This window comes from Sphingosinicellaceae bacterium, from assembly GCA_019285715.1.
GTDB lineage: Bacteria > Pseudomonadota > Alphaproteobacteria > Sphingomonadales > Sphingomonadaceae > Glacieibacterium.
Map to the genome: position 1 here is coordinate 708,765 of CP079108.1, position 18,491 is coordinate 727,255.

21 protein-coding genes are annotated in these 18,491 nt (G+C 64.8%); 10 read left to right on the forward strand and 11 right to left on the reverse strand.

What is annotated here, in order from left to right:
- Window positions 1-4: 4 nt before the first annotated feature.
- Entirely contained in the window at window positions 5-412 is a 408-nt protein-coding gene (locus tag KX816_03385; GenBank protein ID QXQ07109.1) for a nuclear transport factor 2 family protein, read from the reverse strand.
- Window positions 409-765, reverse strand: a complete 357-nt coding sequence (locus tag KX816_03390) for an antibiotic biosynthesis monooxygenase (protein QXQ07110.1) — start codon at window positions 763-765, stop codon at window positions 409-411. The genes KX816_03385 and KX816_03390 overlap by 4 nt, the downstream gene beginning before the upstream one ends.
- A gap of 160 nt (window positions 766-925) precedes the next feature.
- Here KX816_03390 and KX816_03395 point away from each other — a divergent pair, with 160 nt between their 5' ends.
- The gene (locus KX816_03395) at window positions 926-1,639 is read left to right on the forward strand and encodes an SDR family oxidoreductase (GenBank protein ID QXQ07111.1); all 714 of its coding nucleotides are present in this window, start codon (window positions 926-928) and stop codon (window positions 1,637-1,639) included.
- 9 nt (window positions 1,640-1,648) lie between these two features.
- On the opposite strand, the gene KX816_03400 is transcribed toward KX816_03395, so the two are convergent.
- Together KX816_03400 and KX816_03405 are read right to left on the reverse strand one after the other, a co-directional pair.
- Window positions 1,649-2,926, reverse strand: coding sequence for an aromatic ring-hydroxylating dioxygenase subunit alpha (locus tag KX816_03400; protein QXQ07112.1), 1,278 nt, complete (start codon window positions 2,924-2,926; stop codon window positions 1,649-1,651).
- 23 nt (window positions 2,927-2,949) lie between these two features.
- Window positions 2,950-4,164 carry an aromatic ring-hydroxylating dioxygenase subunit alpha gene (locus tag KX816_03405; protein ID QXQ07113.1) on the reverse strand — a complete coding sequence of 405 codons (1,215 nt, stop codon included), beginning with the start codon at window positions 4,162-4,164 and terminating at the stop codon, window positions 2,950-2,952.
- Between the two features lie 316 nt (window positions 4,165-4,480).
- Between KX816_03405 and KX816_03410 the strand changes: the two genes are divergently transcribed.
- Window positions 4,481-6,727 (forward strand): TonB-dependent receptor, encoded by a 2,247-nt coding sequence (locus KX816_03410; protein QXQ07114.1) that lies wholly within the window; start codon window positions 4,481-4,483, stop codon window positions 6,725-6,727.
- An 11-nt stretch (window positions 6,728-6,738) separates the two neighbouring features.
- Window positions 6,739-7,278, forward strand: coding sequence for a VOC family protein (locus KX816_03415; GenBank protein QXQ07115.1), 540 nt, complete (start codon window positions 6,739-6,741; stop codon window positions 7,276-7,278).
- 12 nt (window positions 7,279-7,290) lie between these two features.
- On the opposite strand, the gene KX816_03420 is transcribed toward KX816_03415, so the two are convergent.
- Complete coding sequence (locus KX816_03420) at window positions 7,291-8,421, reverse strand: acyl-CoA dehydrogenase family protein (GenBank protein QXQ07116.1); 1,131 nt, start codon at window positions 8,419-8,421, stop codon at window positions 7,291-7,293.
- 75 nt (window positions 8,422-8,496) lie between these two features.
- On the opposite strand from KX816_03420, the gene KX816_03425 reads away from it, so the two are divergent.
- Entirely contained in the window at window positions 8,497-9,381 is an 885-nt protein-coding gene (locus KX816_03425; protein QXQ07117.1) for a TetR/AcrR family transcriptional regulator, read from the forward strand.
- A 22-nt stretch (window positions 9,382-9,403) separates the two neighbouring features.
- Here the strand turns inward: KX816_03425 and KX816_03430 are convergent, their stop codons facing one another.
- Genes KX816_03430 through KX816_03455 form a run of 6 tightly spaced genes read right to left on the reverse strand, consistent with a single transcriptional unit; the run spans window position 9,404 to window position 14,563 of the window.
- Entirely contained in the window at window positions 9,404-9,634 is a 231-nt protein-coding gene (locus KX816_03430; GenBank protein ID QXQ07118.1) for a lipoyl domain-containing protein, read from the reverse strand.
- On the reverse strand, window positions 9,631-10,677 hold the full coding sequence (locus KX816_03435) for an alpha-ketoacid dehydrogenase subunit beta (protein QXQ07119.1): 1,047 nt from the start codon (window positions 10,675-10,677) through the stop codon (window positions 9,631-9,633). Before KX816_03435 ends, KX816_03430 begins: the two co-directional genes overlap by 4 nt.
- Entirely contained in the window at window positions 10,674-11,696 is a 1,023-nt protein-coding gene (locus KX816_03440) for a thiamine pyrophosphate-dependent dehydrogenase E1 component subunit alpha (GenBank protein QXQ07120.1), read from the reverse strand. The genes KX816_03435 and KX816_03440 overlap by 4 nt, the downstream gene beginning before the upstream one ends.
- 45 nt (window positions 11,697-11,741) lie before the next feature.
- Window positions 11,742-12,884 carry a thiolase family protein gene (locus tag KX816_03445; protein QXQ07121.1) on the reverse strand — a complete coding sequence of 381 codons (1,143 nt, stop codon included), beginning with the start codon at window positions 12,882-12,884 and terminating at the stop codon, window positions 11,742-11,744.
- On the reverse strand, window positions 12,881-13,306 hold the full coding sequence (locus tag KX816_03450) for an OB-fold domain-containing protein (GenBank protein QXQ07122.1): 426 nt from the start codon (window positions 13,304-13,306) through the stop codon (window positions 12,881-12,883). The genes KX816_03445 and KX816_03450 overlap by 4 nt, the downstream gene beginning before the upstream one ends.
- A gap of 48 nt (window positions 13,307-13,354) precedes the next feature.
- A complete protein-coding gene (locus KX816_03455; GenBank protein ID QXQ07123.1) occupies window positions 13,355-14,563 on the reverse strand; it encodes an acyl-CoA dehydrogenase family protein in 1,209 nt (402 codons plus the stop codon).
- Between the two features lie 82 nt (window positions 14,564-14,645).
- Here KX816_03455 and KX816_03460 point away from each other — a divergent pair, with 82 nt between their 5' ends.
- From KX816_03460 to KX816_03485, 6 genes are all read left to right on the forward strand, one after another.
- Window positions 14,646-15,650, forward strand: a complete 1,005-nt coding sequence (locus KX816_03460; GenBank protein ID QXQ07124.1) for an NADP-dependent oxidoreductase — start codon at window positions 14,646-14,648, stop codon at window positions 15,648-15,650.
- Between the two features lie 19 nt (window positions 15,651-15,669).
- Window positions 15,670-15,981, forward strand: a complete 312-nt coding sequence (locus KX816_03465; protein ID QXQ07125.1) for a 2Fe-2S iron-sulfur cluster binding domain-containing protein — start codon at window positions 15,670-15,672, stop codon at window positions 15,979-15,981.
- A 111-nt stretch (window positions 15,982-16,092) separates the two neighbouring features.
- On the forward strand, window positions 16,093-16,614 hold the full coding sequence (locus KX816_03470) for a nuclear transport factor 2 family protein (GenBank protein ID QXQ07126.1): 522 nt from the start codon (window positions 16,093-16,095) through the stop codon (window positions 16,612-16,614).
- Window positions 16,611-17,120, forward strand: coding sequence for a nuclear transport factor 2 family protein (locus tag KX816_03475; GenBank protein QXQ07127.1), 510 nt, complete (start codon window positions 16,611-16,613; stop codon window positions 17,118-17,120). Before KX816_03470 ends, KX816_03475 begins: the two co-directional genes overlap by 4 nt.
- Window positions 17,121-17,124: 4 nt before the next feature.
- Entirely contained in the window at window positions 17,125-17,787 is a 663-nt protein-coding gene (locus KX816_03480) for a hypothetical protein (GenBank protein ID QXQ07128.1), read from the forward strand.
- A gap of 88 nt (window positions 17,788-17,875) precedes the next feature.
- Entirely contained in the window at window positions 17,876-18,487 is a 612-nt protein-coding gene (locus KX816_03485) for a glutathione S-transferase N-terminal domain-containing protein (protein ID QXQ07129.1), read from the forward strand.
- Window positions 18,488-18,491: the final 4 nt, after the last annotated feature.

Below are 18,491 nucleotides of genomic sequence, written 5' to 3' on the forward strand. Positions count from 1 at the left end.
GCGGTCAGCGTGACTGGAGGACGGTGTACGAGCGCGCCATGAAGCGCCATTCGCCGTCGGCGTCGCGGCGCAGTTTGTCGTCGTAGCGACCCGAGACCAGCATTTCGGTACCGTCGAGCCGCTTGAGCATCTCGAGCATGTAGCTGCGCGATTCGGCGTGGTCGCCGTCGATCGCGACCGAGCCGTGGGCGACGTACATGCCGGCCGCGCCAAGGCCACCCATCAGCTTGAGCCAGAGTTCGCGGATCGCCGCCCGACCGCTGGCGGCGTTTTGTCCGACGACCCACTCGGCATCCTCCGCCCAGCACTCCGCCCAGTCGTCGGCATCGCGGCGGAACACGGCATCGTTGTAGCTTTCGATGCGCTCGCGGACGGCGATCCGGTCGGCCAGCGGCCCCTTGAAGCCCTTCACGACGCTGTCGCCGCGGTAAAGAAGTCGGCGCGCGGGTTGCCGCCTTCGTCGTAGACGCGCTCGGACACATCGAAGCGGTACTTCTTCACGTCCGAGGTGCGGAGCCCGTAGTTCGCGAGGTGGTCGCGCATGCCCCAGTAGCTCTTGTCATTGAAATGGCCTTCGAGCGCCTGCTGCGACGTCCACTCCTCGAATACATAGACGCGCCCCGGCACCAGCGGATCAAGCGTCCAGGCGTAATAGATGCAGCCATCCTCGCGGCACGACGCCTCGATGAACGCGCGGCCTTCGGTAATCGCGCGCTCGGCCTGCGCTGGATCGAAGTCGAGCGTACCGGCGATAATGATCGGCATTTTCACTCCCCAAACTCGGACCGGATTCTGCCCGGACGATATTCTATAGTGCTATGCAGATTTGCTTGCTACGACAAGAGGTAGAGCCAGAAACGGAAGCTACCTGTTCAAAAGAACAGCACGCAGCCGCAAGTTGCCGCCATTCTTGGGAGAGTTTCGAATGAGCAATCGCCTCGCCGGTCGCCATGCCGTCATAACCGGCGCTGGATCGGGGATCGGGCAGGCAACGGCGGCCCGTCTCCGCGCTGACGGTGCCAAGGTCTGGACCGTCGACCGCGCCGGCGATGTCGACCAGGTCATCGACGTCACGGCACCGGGCGCCTCAGAGGCGATCATCGCTGCGGCCAAGGCAGGGTTGGGGCGAGTCGATACCGTCATGCCGTTTGCGGGCATCGTCCGCCCGACCCCGCTCGACCAGCTCGAGGACGATAACTGGGACACGACCATCGCGGTCAACCTGACTGCGGTTCACCGCCTCGTCCGGGCTGCACGCACGGATCTGGAGGCGGCAGGAAACGGGCGCGTCGTGCTGGTGTCCTCGGTGATGGGCAGCTTCGGCAGCGCCGACCTCAGCGCCTATGCGGCGTCGAAGCATGGCGTCATCGGCCTGACACGCTCACTTGCCGCTTCGCTCGGCCCGTTCGGCTGCACCGTGAACGCCATCCAGCCGGGTGCCATCGAGACTCCGATGACGACTGCTCTGTTCGCTCCGGGTGAGCCGGGCGGCGACTATTGGCGAAAGAAGTCGGCGCTCGGTCACCTTGGCAAGCCTGAGGACATCGCCGACGTCGCCGCGTTCCTGGTGTCGGACGACGCGCGTTTCGTGAGCGGCCACGGTATTCTGGTGGACGGCGCCTCGACCAACACGCCGTAAGCGGTCGCCTCAGGCGGCGACTGCCAGCGCAAGCTCCGCCAGTCGTGGATCGTTCGGCATGATCCATTCGCTGCCGATGACCGGCGCAACCCGCAGTTCGGGCGGGACGCGTTCAGGGCCGATGATGGCATCGGCCGCCTGGTGCCAGTGATAAATGCGCGACTCCTGATAGCTTAGCGGTACGCCTTCGAAGCCATAGGACTCCTGCGACCTCTGGATCCACCGACCGAACTCGGTGTCCTCGCGGAGTACAGTGTTGAGGTAAGTGATCGTGGTGTCCCAATAGGCTGGGCGCTCGCCCTCGCCCCAGTCGGGACCGAACCACCAGACTTCGAGCTTGGATTTATTAAGGCCGTTGGGCCAGAAGTTGAGGACGAAATAGCCCGTCGGCCCGAGCGGTGAGACCCAGTTCGGAAACAGATTGTACGACTGGGTGCAGGTCCGGCCGATCTCGCCGACGCCGGCGATCTCGGGACGCGGCAGTCCCTCAACGGTTGCAGCACGATAGTTCTGCGGGGGCCTCTTGTCCTCCCACCCCGGCGCGATCATGCGGCCGTGACCGTGCGGGTACAGGCTGTTGACGTTGCGCCGGTGATCGAGGCCGACCGCGACCGTCGACGGGTGGATATTCGGCACATGGTAGACCTCCATGTTGGCCTCCATGGCGATCTTCCAGTTGCAGTCGAGGTCCCAGACATAATGGTCCACGAGGCGCGTCTGGTCGAAGCGGAACTCGTCAAACTCGCCGGCGATCGAACCGAGCCATTCGCTGAGCGACGGTGCTTCGTTCGAGAAATTGACGAAGATCAGCTTGCCGTAGCGCTCGCAGCGGACGCGGCGCAGCGGACGGCACGACAGATCGAGGTCGACGAAGTCCTCGGCGTCACGGATCGACTGGAGCTGGCCTTCGTCGTCATAGACCCAGCCGTGATATTTGCAGGTGAAGCGCGGGCGCCGGCCACTTTCCTCGGTCACCACCGGGGCGCCGCGGTGGCTGCAGGTGTTGTAGAAGGCATTGATTTCGCCCGACCGGGCATGCACCAGAAACAGGGGCTGGCCGACCATTTCCCATAGCTTGAACGAGCCGATTTTCGGCAGTTCGTCGGTGTGCCCCGCCAGCAGCCAGCTCTTGCGCCACACCGCATCCTTCTCGAGCGCGGCGAAGCGTGGGTCGGTGTAGCGGCCACCCGGAACATCGGGGAGTGCCGGAAAATCACGTGGCGGAGCGTGCCTTCCGGCCTCATACTCCATCAGCCGCCGCAGGTCGGTTACGGTCTGTGCGTCCATTTTGGCTCCATCGGCAGGAGTGGTTATTCCGCCGCCTGGAGCCGCTGTGGCGCGAACAGTTGATTGAGCTGACGATCGTCGGCGGCGATGATCCGGTCGACCCAGCCGTGGAAGGCCTGGGCGCCGCCCTCGTTGCGGCCAAACAGCACGTGCTCCATCATGCCAGCGTCGAGCGCACGCTGCTGGCGCAGGCCGGTGGCATAGTCCTCATCGCGGACGACGACTTCGAGCATGTCGAACTGGGCGTGCGCGGCGATAGCGGTCTCGGCGTCGGGCTCGTGCTCCATGAGGTAAATCTGACGGGTCCACGACTCGCCGACGACATCGCCGGGCATCAGCTGTGAGATCATGACGCCGCGGCCGCCGCCGTTGAAGCTTGCGATCGAGATGCACGGGAAGATCGTCCAGACGCCGTTGAGAACCTGGTCATCGCGCCATTCTGCTTCGGGCGTTCCACCGAGTTCGCGCGAGGCCCGGTCGGGCGCGAGCAGGCGCTGGTGCGGGCCCCAAGCGTGGAACAGCGCGCGATTGCCGAGCTCCATGCTCAGCGCCAGCGTGTTCTTGTGGAGCACCGGCAGGTGGTAGAAATCGAGATAGCCGTCGTACGCGATCTTCCAGTTCGGACCGCGCAGGCGGCGGCTGGCGAACAGGTGCCAGTCCTTGAGATTGAAAGCCTCAAGAAGCGAGTCGTAGCCTGCCAGGAAGCCGTCGATATCGATCGTCGACTTCGGATCGACACTGCCGAAGATCAGACCGGCACGCTCGGCGACCGGCAGCGCGGTCAGGCCGTAGCAGGACTTGTCGATCTGGCCGAAATCCTGCGGAGAGGCGATAGCCAGCAACTCGCCGGTCTGGGCGAAGGTCCAGCCGTGGTAAGGACAGGTAAAGCGGCGCGCGTTGCCGGTGTCCTCGGTCGCGACGTTCGTGCCGCGATGCGAGCAGCTGTTGATGAACGACCGCACGATGCCGTCCTGGCCACGTACCAACAGTACGGGAATCCCGGCGACTTCGAGGGTCTTGTAGTCGCCCGGCTTCGGCAACTCGGCGGTCGGCGCGAGCATCAGCGGCAAGCGCTTGAAGATACGGTCCACCTCGAGCTTGAAACGGTCCGGGCTGGTGTAGTTGCTCGCAGGCACCTTCAGCACCTCGTCGACCAGCTCCATCGTGCCGTTCGCGGCATGCTCGATGCCGTGGCGCACCATCGCCGCGATCTGGGGATTGGACATCGCATTGTGCATCGGACTCTCCTGACCCCGAGGGGTCGCAGCAGCGCAAAAGTGACCTGCTGTGTAAACTTCATTCCTATGATGGTCAACGAGCCCGTCGTGCGCGACTGTCCCATTTGCCCCGACTATCATTTGTGCTGGGGCATCGCGGTGTAACGCAATCTTGACAGGTCATGCAAAATACGTGACCCGAGTAACAACGCAGAAAATGCGACGCATAGAAATGCGAATAGGGGAGGCTACCATGAAGCTCACGCTCCGGACATCCGTGTCAATTGGTGCAACATCGCGCCATTTCAGAGTTCTCGGCAGGACAAGTGCCCTCGCCATGGCCGCCGGCCTCGGCCTGGGATCGGCGGCGCTGGCGCAGACCGTTCCGCCTGTCGCCGGCGAACAGCCTGCCGCGACGCCCACGACACAGCAGGCGGCGCTGGCCACGGCGCCCTCGGTTGCCCAGGACACCGTCGGCGACATCGTCGTCACGGCGCGCCAGCGCTCAGAAACCCTGTCGACCACGCCGGTCTCGGTGTCCGCGATCACGCCCGCAACACTTGAGGCGACGAACGCTCTGACCATCCAGGACATTGCCGGAATGGTGCCTAACGTGATCATCCAGCCGGTCGGCGCCGGCCCATCGGCCGCGGCGATCTCGATCCGCGGCATCTCGTTCGCCGACATCGAGAAGTCGTTCGATCCGGCCGTCGGCGTCCTCATCGACGGTGTCTTCATTGGCACCAATACCGGGCAGCTGCTCGATTTCTTCGATATCGCCAGCCTGGAAGTGTTGCGCGGTCCCCAAGGTACGCTGTTCGGCCGCAACACGATCGGCGGCGTCATCAACATCCGCCGCTCGCGTCCGACCGGCGAGCTCGGCGGCAAGGCCGAAGTCACCTTCGGCAGCTATGGACTGTTCGAGGCCAAGGGCGTCGTCAACGTCCCGATCATCAAGGACATCCTGGCCCTCAAGATGTTCGAATCGCACACGCACCTCGACGGCTACTATCGCAACGTCACCACCGGTAATCGGGAGCCCGACGGCACCTCCGACAATTACGGCTTTGCGTTGCAGCTGACGCCGACGCCCGACTTCAACGCGCTGCTCACCGTCGAGAAGCAAACTGCGACCGGGCGCACAATCAACCTGGCATCGAGTACGACAGGCGACTTCGTTTGTGTTGGTGCACCCGCCAACGAGTGCAACCTGGGCAGCGACTCGCTCTACAAGACCTTCGCTCAGTTCGATAACACTACCCATTACCGGTCTCCGGCAGTCACGCTGGAACTCAACTACGACCTGTCGGACGACTTCCACCTGGTCTCGATCAGCGCTTGGCGTAAAGACAACGAGCTCTTCCGTCAGGACTTCGATGGCACGTCGATTCCCTTTTACGAAACCGTTCGTGACCAGCAATATCGCCAGATCACGCAGGAGTTTCGACTGTCGGGCAAGATCACCGATAAGCTCGATTTCGTCTCCGGCCTCTATTACTTCGACAGCAAGTACGAGAATCACCAGACGACGTTCTTGGGTCCGCTACTTGGCGGCAACACCGTCAACCAGTTTGCGGCGCAGAGCTCAAAATCCTATGCCGCCTACGGTGACGTCAACTGGGCCTTCCTGCCGCGTTTCCGCCTGACCGTCGGCGGCCGCTACACCAAGGACAAGAAGACCTTCGACAACAACTTCCCTGGCGCGTTCGACGTCAGCGCGTCACAGAAGTGGTCGAAGTTCACGCCGAAGGCGTCGGTCGACTTCCGCCCGAACGACCATCTCATGGTCTATGCATCTTATGCGCGCGGCTATCGTGCCGGCGGCTTCAATGGCCGCGCGACGTCGATCGCAACCTCCCAGACGCCGTACGATCCGGAGACCGTCGACAGCTACGAAGGCGGGCTGAAGACGCAGTTGCTGGACCGGCGCGTGTCGCTGAACATCGCCGGCTTCTATTCAAAGTACGACAACAAGCAGGAGTCGATCATTCGGCGCACGCCGCCTGGTTCGCCGAACACCAACGAGACGATCGTCTCGAATGCGGCGTCGGCGATCATCAAGGGAGTCGAGGCCGACATCACCGCCAAGCCGCTCCATGGCCTCACGCTGACCGCGTCGGCGGGTTACCTGAAGTCGAATTACAAGGACTTCCTGACGCTCAACCCGCTGACACTGGCGCCAATCGACCTGTCGGGGCTCGACCTGACCTTCAATCCGACGCTGACCGCTTCGGCAGGGGCAACCTACGCGATTCCGACCTCGTTCGGCGACCTGACCATGTCGACCAACTTCCGGCATATCTCGCGCTATTTCACCGCGATCACGCCGGATCCGTCGAATGCGAACCCCAACGCGCCGACGCTCAACAGCCTCGCCAGCCGGACCAAGGCGCTCAACCAGCTTGACGCCAGCATCGCCATCGAGCCGGAGATCGCGGGCCTGAAGACCCGGGTCAACGTCTACGTCCGCAACCTCCTCGACGTCCGCGGCATCTCGTCGACGACGATCGTGCCGGGGTTGTTCAAGACTGCGGCAGCGCGCGAGCCACGGACGGCGGGCGTGTCGTTCGGCTTTTCGTTCTAACGGGCTGACGAGTGGGCCAGGCCGAGGTCACTGGCCCACTCGAGGTCGTCCAGAACTGCTACGTCGTTCGCGACCTCGACGCTGCCTGCGCCCGCCTGCACCGGCTCTACGGGATCGGGCCGTTCGTCGGGGGCGGCGAGGGCGAGCTGGCGGACCACTATTACCGCGGCGCGCACGCGCCGCCGATCCGCATCCGCGGGGTCTTCGTCCAGTCGGGCGACCTCAACCTCGAGCTGGTCCAGGTCCTGTCCGACGGCCCTGACGCCTTCACCGAGATGTTCCCGCGCGGCACCGAGGGGCTCCACCACGTCGCGATATTCTGCCCGGACTATGAACCGACGCGAGATAAATTCGTCGTCGAGGGCATGGCCGTCGCAAGCGAGTTCACCGTCTCGTTCGGAGCGACGATCTGCTACATCGATGCGCGTCCGACGCTCGGCCACATGATCGAGCTGTATCCGGAAAATGCGACGATCCGCGAGATGTATGCGGTCGCACGCCGGGCGCCGCTGACCTGGGATCGCCGTGAGTTGATCATTCCCTGGTCGTAGCGCGGCTTGCGACTACGCAGCGGGTTCGGAGCTCGCCTCGCCCATGCGCTTGAGGTGGGTCGCGGCAGATCCGAACTGGGTCTCGATGACGGTCGCACGCTTGAAATAATGCGAGATCGCGAGCTCGTCGGTGGTGCCGATGCCGCCGTGGATCTGCACTGCACCCTGGCCGACGAATTTCGTGGCCTCCGAGATGAATGCCTTGGCCGCCGACACCGCCTTGCGACGCTCGTGGTCGGGCGCGGACACGGTCAGCGTTGCCATGATGGTCAGCGAGCGCGACAGTTCGATCTGGGTGTTCATGTCGACCATCCGGTGCTGGAGCGCCTGGAAGCTGGCGATCGGCTTGCCGAACTGCTGGCGCTGGCTGGCGTAGGCGACGGTCATGTCGAGCGCGGTCTGCATCACGCCGACCGCCTCCGCGCAGACTGCCACGGTGGCCTCGTCGACGGCACGCTCGATTGTCGCGAGCGTATCATCGTTGAACTCGATCAGCCGGGCGGGCGTGTCGTGGAAGCTGACGTCGGAGGCGCTGCGTCCGTCGATCAGCGTATAGTCGCGCCGCTCGATATCAGGCGCGTCGGCGGCGACGAGCAACAGCGCGATGCCCTTCGGGTCGCGGCCCTCGCCGCTGGCGCGCGCGCTGACCAGAAAATGGGTCGCTCCTGCCGTTCCCGCGATGCCGGTCTTGGTCCCGGTAACGGTCCAGCCACCATCCTCCGTGGTGCACCGGGTCGTTACCAAGGCCAGGCTGAAGCGCCCCTTGTCTTCGTATAGTGCCGGCGCGATCCGCAGGCTGCCGTCGACGATCCCCGCAACCAGGTCGGCGACGCTATCACCAGCGCGGTTCAACAATGCCGACGCCAGCGTCACCCACTCGATATACGGTTCGAGCACCAGCGCTTCGCCGAGTTTCTCGCAAATGATCATCGTCTCGACCGGTCCGCCGCCGAAGCCGCCAAGCGTCTCGGGTATGGTCGCGCCGAGGAGTCCGAGCTGCTCGGCAAACCCACTCCAGATATCGGGTCGCCATGCACCGTTCTGGAGCACCGCACGACGCTGATCGAAGCTGTAGTGGCGCGCCAGATAGGCCCCGACGGAGTCGCGTAGCAGCTGCTGATCTTCGCGAAGGTCGAAGTCCAAAATCAGGCCCCAGATTTTGCGTGACGGTGTAGATTTATCAAAGCCAACTTCTCATCGGATTGCAACTGAACGAAGTTGTTAGTTGCCATCGCCGATGCCGGTTTTCCGGATAGCGCACGTACCGCCTTGGCCCATCGCGCGAAAAATGCCGCAGCGGTGCTACAGCGCCGGCAAACGCTGGACTATTTGCATGGATTCAGGAACATGGCCGACATGAACGCTCATACCACTCCCCCAACGCTGGATGCCCACCCCGAGAAACCGCTGCTGTATTCGAGCCCGCTGATCCTCGATCGCCGGCGCCGGCTGCTGAAGGAAGCGCGGCAGATGATCGCAGAGAGCGGCATTGAAAACTTCAGCGTTCGCGAGCTGTGCCTCCGCGCTGGGGTTGCACAGCGCACATTGTACAACGCCTTCAGCAACAAGGACCGCGTCATCGCCATTGCGATTCGCCAGGCGTTCGATGATTTCAACGCCAATGTCCGGCACAAGACCGATCGCAACACGCTCGAGGGCGTGCTTGACCGGACGATCGCGATCAATCGTCGCAACTTCCGGGTCCGGAACTACACCAAAGCGGTGTGCGCGATCTATTTCGGGCCGGCGACGCCGCGTGACGTGTGGGAGACGTTGCAGCAGATGTCGCTGACCCGCATCCACGAGTGGCTGTCGGTCCTGCGTGCCAACGACGAGCTCGAGGCCTGGGTAAACATTGACCATTTCGCGGATACCATGGCCAATGTTCAGTATTCGACCATTAACGATTGGTGCCTCGAGCGTCTCAGCGACGACGAGTATCTGCCGCACCTGACCGAAAGCATGCTGCTGCTGACGGTCGGCGCCGTGAAGGGGCAGGTCCGGATTGATGCCGAGCGCTTCCTTGCCGACCTGAAGCGCACCGGCAAGGTTCCGGTCTTCCCAAGTGCCTCATGGGCACCTTCGTCTGCGGCCGAGCTCTAGCGGCCGCCACGGCGGCGTAACGCTACTCGATCGTCCCGATCAACGTCCCGACGTCATAGGTCTCGTCCGGCGTGCCGAGGTGCCTGAGGGTGCCGGCGTCGGGGGACTCGACCTCGGTCGTGCTCTTGTCGGTCTCGAGCGCATAGATCGGCTGTCCCGCGGTGACCGTCGCACCGTCTGGCACCAGCCACTCTTGCAGCGTCGCTTCGGTCATCGTCATGCCGAGCTTGGGGATACGAAGTTCGGTGCTCATCGGGGCTTCTTCCAGTCGAGGGTCCGGCGGACCGCGGCGGTAATCTGGTCCTGGCTATGGATCCAGGCTTTCTCGAGGGCAGGCGAGAACGGCACTGGCGAATACGTGCCGCCGACGCGCTGCACCGGGGCGTGGAGCTGACCGAACAATTCCTCGTGGATGCGCGACGACATCTCGGCGCCGGTGCCGTACGCTTTGACCGCCTCGTGGACGATGACCGCGCGGCCGGTCTTGCCAACCGAAGCGAGCACCGTCGCCTCATCGAACGGTGCGATCGTGCGGAGGTCGACCACTTCGACCGAAACGCCCTCGGCGGCGAGCCTTTCGGCGACAGCAAGCGCATCGAGTACGGCCTTGCCATAGCTGATGATACTGACGTCGGTGCCCTCGCGGGTGATCGCAGCCTTGCCGAGTGGTACGCGGTAGCCGGGGGTAGGGGCGGGCCCCTGGATGCCGTAGCACAGGATGTTCTCGATCAGGATGACGGGGTCGTCGTCCTCGATCGCCGAGTGCAGCAGTCCGTAGGCATCCGCCGGGTTGGATGCCATCACGACCTTGAGGCCGGGCACGTGGGCGAACCACGCCTCGAGCATGTCCGAATGCTGGCCACCGAAACCGACGCCGACACCGGTCGTGGTGCGGATCACCAGCGGCACGTGGGTCTGGCCACCAGACATGAAGCGCAGTTTTGCAGCGTGGTTGACGATCTGGTCCATCGCCACGGTGACGAAATTCATCAGCATGATCTCGGCGACCGGTCGCATGCCGACGAGCGCTGCACCAACCGCGGCGCCGATGATCGCCTGCTCCGAGATCGGCGTCGCGCGGACGCGGTTGACGCCGTACTTGGTGCTCAGGCCCTTGGTGATCTTAAAGACGCCGCCGCCCTGCGCATCGCCGACGTCCTCGCCGAGCGCGATGACGTTTTCGTCGGCACCCATCGCCTCGTCGAGTGCCATGTGCAGGCCTTCGACGAAGCTGATCTTGGCGACCTTGGCCGGAGCCGGGGCGGGGGCCGTCATGGTCTGGTCCTGGGTACTCATGCGGCCAACTCCTGCTTCACGACATCGATGCGGAGTTCGCTTACATCGGGGAACGGGCTGGCGAGCGCGAATTCGACCGCCTCGTCGATCTCGGCCTCGACCTTGGCTTCGAGCGCGGCCAGTTCGGACTCGGTCACCTGCATCTCGAGCAGGCGGTTGCGGAACCGGGGTACCGGATCATTGGCAATGCCGGCCTCGGTAAGCTCCTTGGGCACGTAGCTGAAGTCGGCACCGAACAGGTGACCGAGCATGCGGAAGGTCATCGCTTCGATAAGCGTCGGACCTTCGCCGGCCCGCGCCCGGTCGACCGCGGCCTTGGCGGTCTCGTACATCGCGACCGGATCGTTGCCGTCGGTCTTGACGCCCTTCATGCCGTAGCTCGCGGCGCGGTCGACGATCGAGGGCACCGAGGTGTGCGCGGCGTAGGCCGTGTGCTCGCCGAACAGGTTGTTCTGGCACAGGAAGATCACCGGCAACTTCCACAGCTGCGCCATGTTCATGGCCTCGTGGAAGGCGCCGATATTGGTTGCCCCGTCACCGAAGCTGACCACCGTGACCTTGCCGTCACCACGATTCTGCGAGGCGAGCGCGAGCCCGTTGGCGATCGGCAGTCCCGATCCAACGACCCCGGTGGTGACCATGACACCGGTTTCGGGATGGGTGATATGCATCGGACCGCCCTTGCCCTTGCACGTGCCCGTCGAGCGCCCGGCGCACTCGGCCCACAGCAGCTTGGACGGGATGCCCTTGGCGAGCTGGTCGTGAACGCCGCGGTAGGTGGTGACGAGGTAGTCGTCCGGCTTCAGCGCGGTCATCATCGCGGCCGACAGCACTTCCTGCCCGCGAACCGGGTAATAGACGATCTGCAGCTTGCCGGTCATCAGCAGCTGGCGGAAGCGCTCATCGGTCCGGTTAATCAACACCGTACGGCGGTAGATTTCCAGCAGCGTCGCACGGTCGGGCGACGTCGGACTGGTTTGCGACGTCGCACGGTCCGCGACCGCGACAGCTTCGGGCATCGTTGCTTCTCCGGATTTCAACGTTCGATATTTCGGGTTCGAATTCTAGCGCTCGAGGACGACGCAGCCTGATATGCCGGGAGCGCCGTAGACCTGGCTGTAGGCGAGCGCCGCATCGGCGACCTGCCGCCCGTGAGCGCGGCCACGAAGCTGCTCGACGTTCTCGTAGATCTGGCGAAGGCCGGACGCGCCGATCGGCTCGCCGCACGCCAGGCAGCCACCGTCGGTGTTGATCGGCAGCTTGCCGCCGATACGGGTGTCGCCGCGCGCGATCATGTCGCCCTGCTCACCGTCGGCGCAGAAGCCATTTTCTGCCATGTGCATGATCTCGGCACCGCTCTCGGTGTCCTGGAGCTGGGCGACATCGATGTCGCTGGGGCCGACGCCCGCCATTTCCCAGGCGGCCGCGGACGCGAGCTGCGTCGCTGACTTGCCGCGCTCGATCTCGAGCGCAGGTGCGAACACCTCGAACGAGCCGGCCGGGCGGGTACGGATCGCGGCACCGCGCACGCGGGGGCCGCTCAGGCCGAGTTCGCGCATCTTGCGGTCCGACGCGAGGATCAGCGCCACGCCGCCCTCGGCAGGCGAGCAGAACATGAACTTGGTCAGCGGGTCGGAAACCATCTGGGCATTCATGATGGTGTCGAGGCTGACCGGGCTCTTGCGCCAGCTGTGTGGCGTCACGGCGCCGTTCTCGAAGGCCTTCTCGGCGACCTGCCCGAGCGTCTCGGCCTTGATGCCGTTGAGCGCCATGTAGCGATTGATCTTGTTGGCGAAGAACTGCGTCGTCAGCATCATGCCGGTCTCGCCGTACCAGCGCGGCAGGCCCGACGCTTCCGGGTCGGCGTTGAAGGCGCCGCGGGGATGCTTGTCGAAACCGACGACGATGCCGATGTCGAACTCGCCCGATTTTATCGCTGCATAGCCGGACAGGATCGACGAGCCGCCGGTGGCGCAGCCGTTGTTGACGTTGATGAACTGCATGCCTGTCAGGCCGAGGCGCGGAAGCACCGCGTCGGCAGCTCCGGCCGCCGAGGAGCCACCGTAACCAAACTCCATCTGCGACCAGTCGAGGCCGGCGTCGTCGAGCGCCTGCCGGATCGCGAACACGCCCTGGTCGAGTCCGGTGCTGCCTTCGGTACGCCCGAACGGGTGGATTCCGGCACCGACAATATGAACCGCGGTCATGCGCTGTGTCCCTCTGCATCGGGGGTGAAGGCGTAGGTCAGTACCGCTTCGCCGTCGGCGTTTTCGCGGTAGGCCTCGGTAGTGATCCGCATCGGCTGGCCGATCTTGAGGGCGGCAAAGTCGTCGGCGACGATGCGTCCCTCAACGATCAGTTCGTTGGCAAGCTCGACGTAACCGACCCCGTAGGGCTTGAAATCCATCTCGCCGCCGTTGCCGTTGAACGGCGACTTGGGGCGGAACCGCTGGACCGTCCACGACCACAATTTTCCGCGCGGCGAAAGCTCGATCAGTTCGAACTCATCCGCTTCGGGCCCGGTCGGATAGGGAAAGCGGAGCTTGCCGTCGGTGCGGCGACGCCCGGCGAGAAGGCGCGTTGCGTTGCCCTCACCGGTGAATAGGTTCGTTGCTACTTGGACCGCCATCTTGACCTCACCCCCACGACAATAACACGCCGTGCACTTTTCAAGTGTCTAGAGGCCCAGGCCGACCTTCGCAATGACATTGCGCTGGATTTCGCTCGATCCGCCAAAGATCGTTGCAGCGCGCGAGTTCAAATAGCGCGCCGTCGGCGTCAACGCATAGTCGGGGCCGATGCCGGCTTCGTTGGCGAACATGCCAAGCGCGTGGCGCTGGTCGACCGCGGCGCGCGGACCGAGTGCCTCGACAGTCAATTCGGCAAGCTGCTGGGTCGCTTCGCTGACGATCAGCTTGAGCATCGAGGCGGTGGCGTTGCCCGCGGTCTGCCCGGTACGGCGGCCGGCGACCTGGCGGCGTTCGGTCCAGTCGATCGCCATGACCTGCGTTTCGAGCCTCATGATTCGCGATCGGAACGACTCGTCTTCCCACAATGGTGCGCCGTCGTCGCCGAGTTCCGCGTGGGCGACCTTGTACAGCTTGCGGAGTTGGGCGTTGAGCCGGCCCGCGGCCGAGCCGCCGCCGCGCTCGAACTCGAGCAGGTACTTGGCGACCGTCCAGCCGTCGTTCTCGGCGCCGACAAGGTTCGCTGCCGGAATCCGCACGTCGTCGAAGAAGCACTGGTTCACCTCGTGCTCGCCCGACATCGAGCGGATCGGTGTTACCGTCAGCCCCGGCGCATCCATCGGCGTCAGCAGGAACGAGATGCCGGCCTGCGGCTTCCCGGTCTGCGACGTGCGCGCCAGCAGGAACATCCAGTTCGCTTCGTGGGCGTGGGTCGTCCATAATTTCGTGCCGTTGACGACGTAGTCGTCGCCGTCGCGAACGGCCCGGGTCTTCAACGAGGCAAGGTCGGACCCCGAGCCCGGCTCCGAATAGCCCTGGCACCAGTAGTGTTCGCCCGACAGGATCTTCGGGAGGAAATAATCCCTCTGCGCCTGCGTGCCATAGCCCATCAGCACCGGCGCGCAGAGCGACAGGCCCATGCCGGGCAGCGACGGTGCACCGGCCAGCCCGAGCTCGCGGTCGAAGATGTAGCGCTGCATCGCGGTCCAGCCCGGGCCGCCGTACTCCTCTGGCCACGACGGCGCGATCCAGCCTTTTTCATAGAGGATAGTGTGCCATTGGCGGGCCAGCGTACCCTCGGCGAAGACGCCAGCCTGCCGCGCCGAAGCGGCGCGCAACTCGGGCGTAAACTTCTCCGCCAGGAAGCTGCGGACCTCGTCCTGGAAGACGCGGTCAACGTCCGAGAGTTCGACGTCCATACCAATCTCCAACGCGCTTGCGCCAACTGGGGAGATCGTACACAGCATTTTGCATTGCGCAGCAACTTCTTTTGGAGCCGAAATGCACTGGCGTATTGCCGCACGACCCAACGGTCGCGAACTTCGCATCGATGACTTCACGCGTCACGAGGATAATGCTCCCGAGGCGCTTAAGCCGGGTGAGGTCCGCGTCCGCACGCTGATGCTGTCGTGTGATCCGGCCCAGAAGGGTTGGATGGAAAACGCAGGGGGCTATGCGGCACCGACGGCCGTTGGAGACGTCATGCCCTCGTCGGGCGTCGCGCAGGTGATGGAGTCAACGGTCTCCGATTTCAGCACAGGCGACTTCGTCTCCGGTCCGATCGGTTGGCGGACCGAGGCAGCGCTCGAGGCGCGGCTGCTGACCAGGCTGCCGAACGATCCGGAGAAACTGCCGCTCTATGTCGGCGTGCTCGGCAACACCGGTCTCACCGCATATTTTGGCATGAGCAAGATCGCCCACCCGTTCCCCGGTGACACGCTTGTCGTGACCGGCGCGGGCGGCGGCGTCGGCTCGGTGGCGGGACAGATCGGGCGCATCGCAGGGTGCCGCGTCGTCGGCATTGCCGGTGGGCCCGAGAAGTGCCGCTGGCTGACCGAGGAGCTCGGCTTCGATGCCGCCATCGACTACAAGGCCGGCGGCCTCAAGGATCAGATCCGCGAGCATATTCCCGACGGCATCGACATCCTCTGGGACAATGTCGGCGGCGAGCAGCTCGACATCCTGCTCGGCCGGATCGCGCTCAACGCTCGCGTCGTCATCTGCGGCGGCATCGCGCGGTACGAGCAGGCCGGCAAGCCGCCGGGGCCGTCGAACTACTTCAACCTGGTGTTCAAGCGCGCGACCATGACCGGCCTACTGCTCACCGACCACGTCGCGGAGTTTCCTAAGGCGCGCGCCCGTCTGTCGGCCTGGGTCGATAGCGGCGCGCTGAAGACCCGCGAGGACTACGCCGATGGACTCGAGAACGCCCCCGCGACATTGCTGCGACTGTTCCGGGGCGACAACATCGGCAAGCTACTGCTGAGGGTAGCCGAACCGGTCTAGTGGTGCCAAACCGCCGGCGATGATCACGCTGCACTTTGTCGAAAACGACGGCACCACCCACGATGTTCTGGCGCGCACCGGCGGCAGCCTGATGGAGGTCGCGGTGCGCAACGGCATGCCGGGCATCCTCGCGGAATGCGGCGGCTCCTGCGCCTGCGCGACCTGCCACGTCGTCATTCCCGACGAGTGGCGCGAGCGCGTCGGCCCCGCCAACGGCATGGAGGAGCAATTGCTCGAACTCGTCGACGAACAGCCGGGCTCGCGCCTGTCGTGCCAGGTCAAGCTGCGCCAGGAGCTCGACGGACTGGTCATCCGGCTCCCGGACAGCTGAGGGCGTCGCCACGGGGGCCTGACAATAAGGTCAGGTGCGCCCGCCGGTGCCGCCGTCACCATGCAGCGATGATCGACACCGAACGAAGCCCGCGGGCACGGCGATGAAGCGATGAGCGCTCGCACCCTCGATGAAGTCCTCGCGTGGCACGAGATCTATGGGCTGCTGTGTGACTATATGCGGGCGCAGGACCGCCTCGAGCCGGCACTGCACCGCTCGGTCTTTCATGATGACGCGACTACCGACTACGGCAGCTTCAAGGGCAGCGCGGACGAATTCGTCGCCTTTGCCCAGGGTGTGCTGACCCCGCACCGCTCCAACCACCACATGATCGGGCAGGTCGACATCGACTTTGAGGGCGATACGGCGTTCGGCGAGGTCTATTTCCAGGCTTTTCACCGGGTTGTCGGCGACGACGGTGCCGAGCAGGACCTGTGGGTCTCGGGACGCTACGTCGACCGCTATGAACGCCGCGCCGGAGCGTGGAAGATCGCCCACCGCAGCGAGCTTGTCGACTGGCTGCGCAGCGAACCCGCCGGCGACGCGGCGCTGATGGCGCAGACCGGCTGGCCGCTTGGCCAGCGTGCGCCGCACGACCTCAGCTGTGACCGGGAAGGGCTGCGACGCCGATGAACTCAGGAACCAAGGACACTACCGCCGACCGGCTGGCGATCATGGACGTGCTGTGCCGCTACGCCCGCGGCATCGACCGCTGCGATCTCGACACCTTGCTCGGCGTCTGGTGGCCCGGTGCCACCGCCGATTTCGGGCACGGCATCGGCGATGCGGCGGAATGGTCGACGGCAACCGTCGCGGCGCTCAGGGCGATGCTGCGGACCCAGCACATGCTCGGCAACATGATCATCGACATCGCCGGTGACCGCGCCGACTCGGAGACGTACTGCCGCGCCTATCACGAGGCCGAGACCTTCGACGGGCCGGTCGAGATCGTTGTCGGTGGCCGCTACCTCGACGTGCTCGAAAAGCGGGGTGGCGCGTGGCGGATCCTGACCCGGCGCTATGTCATGGACTGGAATACCAATACCCCGTCGACGGCGCGCTGGGACGACGGGCTGTATGCGACGCTGACCCGTCGCGGCGGTCGCTTCCCCGACGACCCGCTCTACAACGGCGCTTGAGGCAATGCCTAAGATCATCGGTTTCCTGCGTCGTCGGCCGGACCTCGACTACGCTGCCTTCAGCCGGCATTGGCAGACCGTCCACCGCGCCCATGCCGAGAAATTGCGGCGCTGGCTGACCGGCTACGCCCAGGCGCACTATCGGCCAGGACCGTTGGCGGATGTGCAGCGCCCGGCCGACGGTTCACCCATGCTGTGGGTCGAGTCGCTGGCCGACATGGCGGAACTGGCGGGCAGCCCCGAGTGCCGCGACGGCGCGACGCTGGACGAACCGCTGTTCATGGAGGGTCGCTCATCGGGCCTCGTCGTCGAGGAGGTCGTGCTGATCCCCCGACCAGAGTTCTCGCCCCGTGCCGTCAAGCTGATGCTGTTCGCGCACCCCATATCGGGAACTGCGCGCGCTATGCTCGAGAATGCGGACGGGTGGCTGTGCCCGACCGCCAACGCCAGCGGTCGGATCGTCAATCATGCGGTGTCGGGCCAGGCGATCGACCCGAGCTTCGGCTTCGGTGCCGTCGAGGAGATCTGGTGGCCCGATGCTGCGGCGTTCGAGGCGGACTGGGCCAGGGCGCGTGCGCCGGCGGCGGTCGCGTGGCTCGAACCCGCGGGCTTCAAGGCGGCGTTCGTCGACGAGATCGAGGTGTTCACGCCGCCGACCGCCGCTTGAGACATCGGAGGCCTTGTCACTTTAGCGCATGGCGTCGAGACGGTGCGCGCCACATGCTCGGACTATCCACGAAGCGAGTGCTACCCTGATGAAGATCTACACCTCGATCGGCCCGAACCCCGGCGTCGTGACGCTGTTTCTCGCCGAGAAAGGGGTTTCCCTGCCGACCGAGACCCTCGACATCATCAAGGGTGAGAACCGGCAGCCGGACTATCTCGCCAAGAATCCAACCGGGGGTACGCCCCTGCTCGAGCTCGACGACGGCAGCTTCCTGTCCGAGAGCATTGCGATCTGCGAGTTCATCGAGGAATTGCATCCAAGCCCGCCCCTGATCGGGAGCACGGCGGTCGAGCGCGCCGAAACCCGGATGTGGGTCCGCCGTATCGATCTCGGCTACGTCCAGCCCCTGGTTGCGGGGTTTCGCGGTGCCGAGGGATTGCCGATGTTCGAAAGCCGGATGCGCTGCGTCACCGATGGGGCGGCGCAACTCAAGGCGTGTGCGGCCGATGGGCTCGCCTCGATCGATAGCCAGCTGGCGGGCCGAGATTTCGTCTGCGGCGACCGGCTGACGCTGGCTGACCTGCTGCTGCTGGCGTTCACCGACTTTGGCGCCGCGGTCGGCCAGGCACCTGACCCGGCGTTGGCGAACGTCGCGGCGTGGCACGCCCGGATGAAGGCGCGGACACTAGTCGCCGCCTAACCGG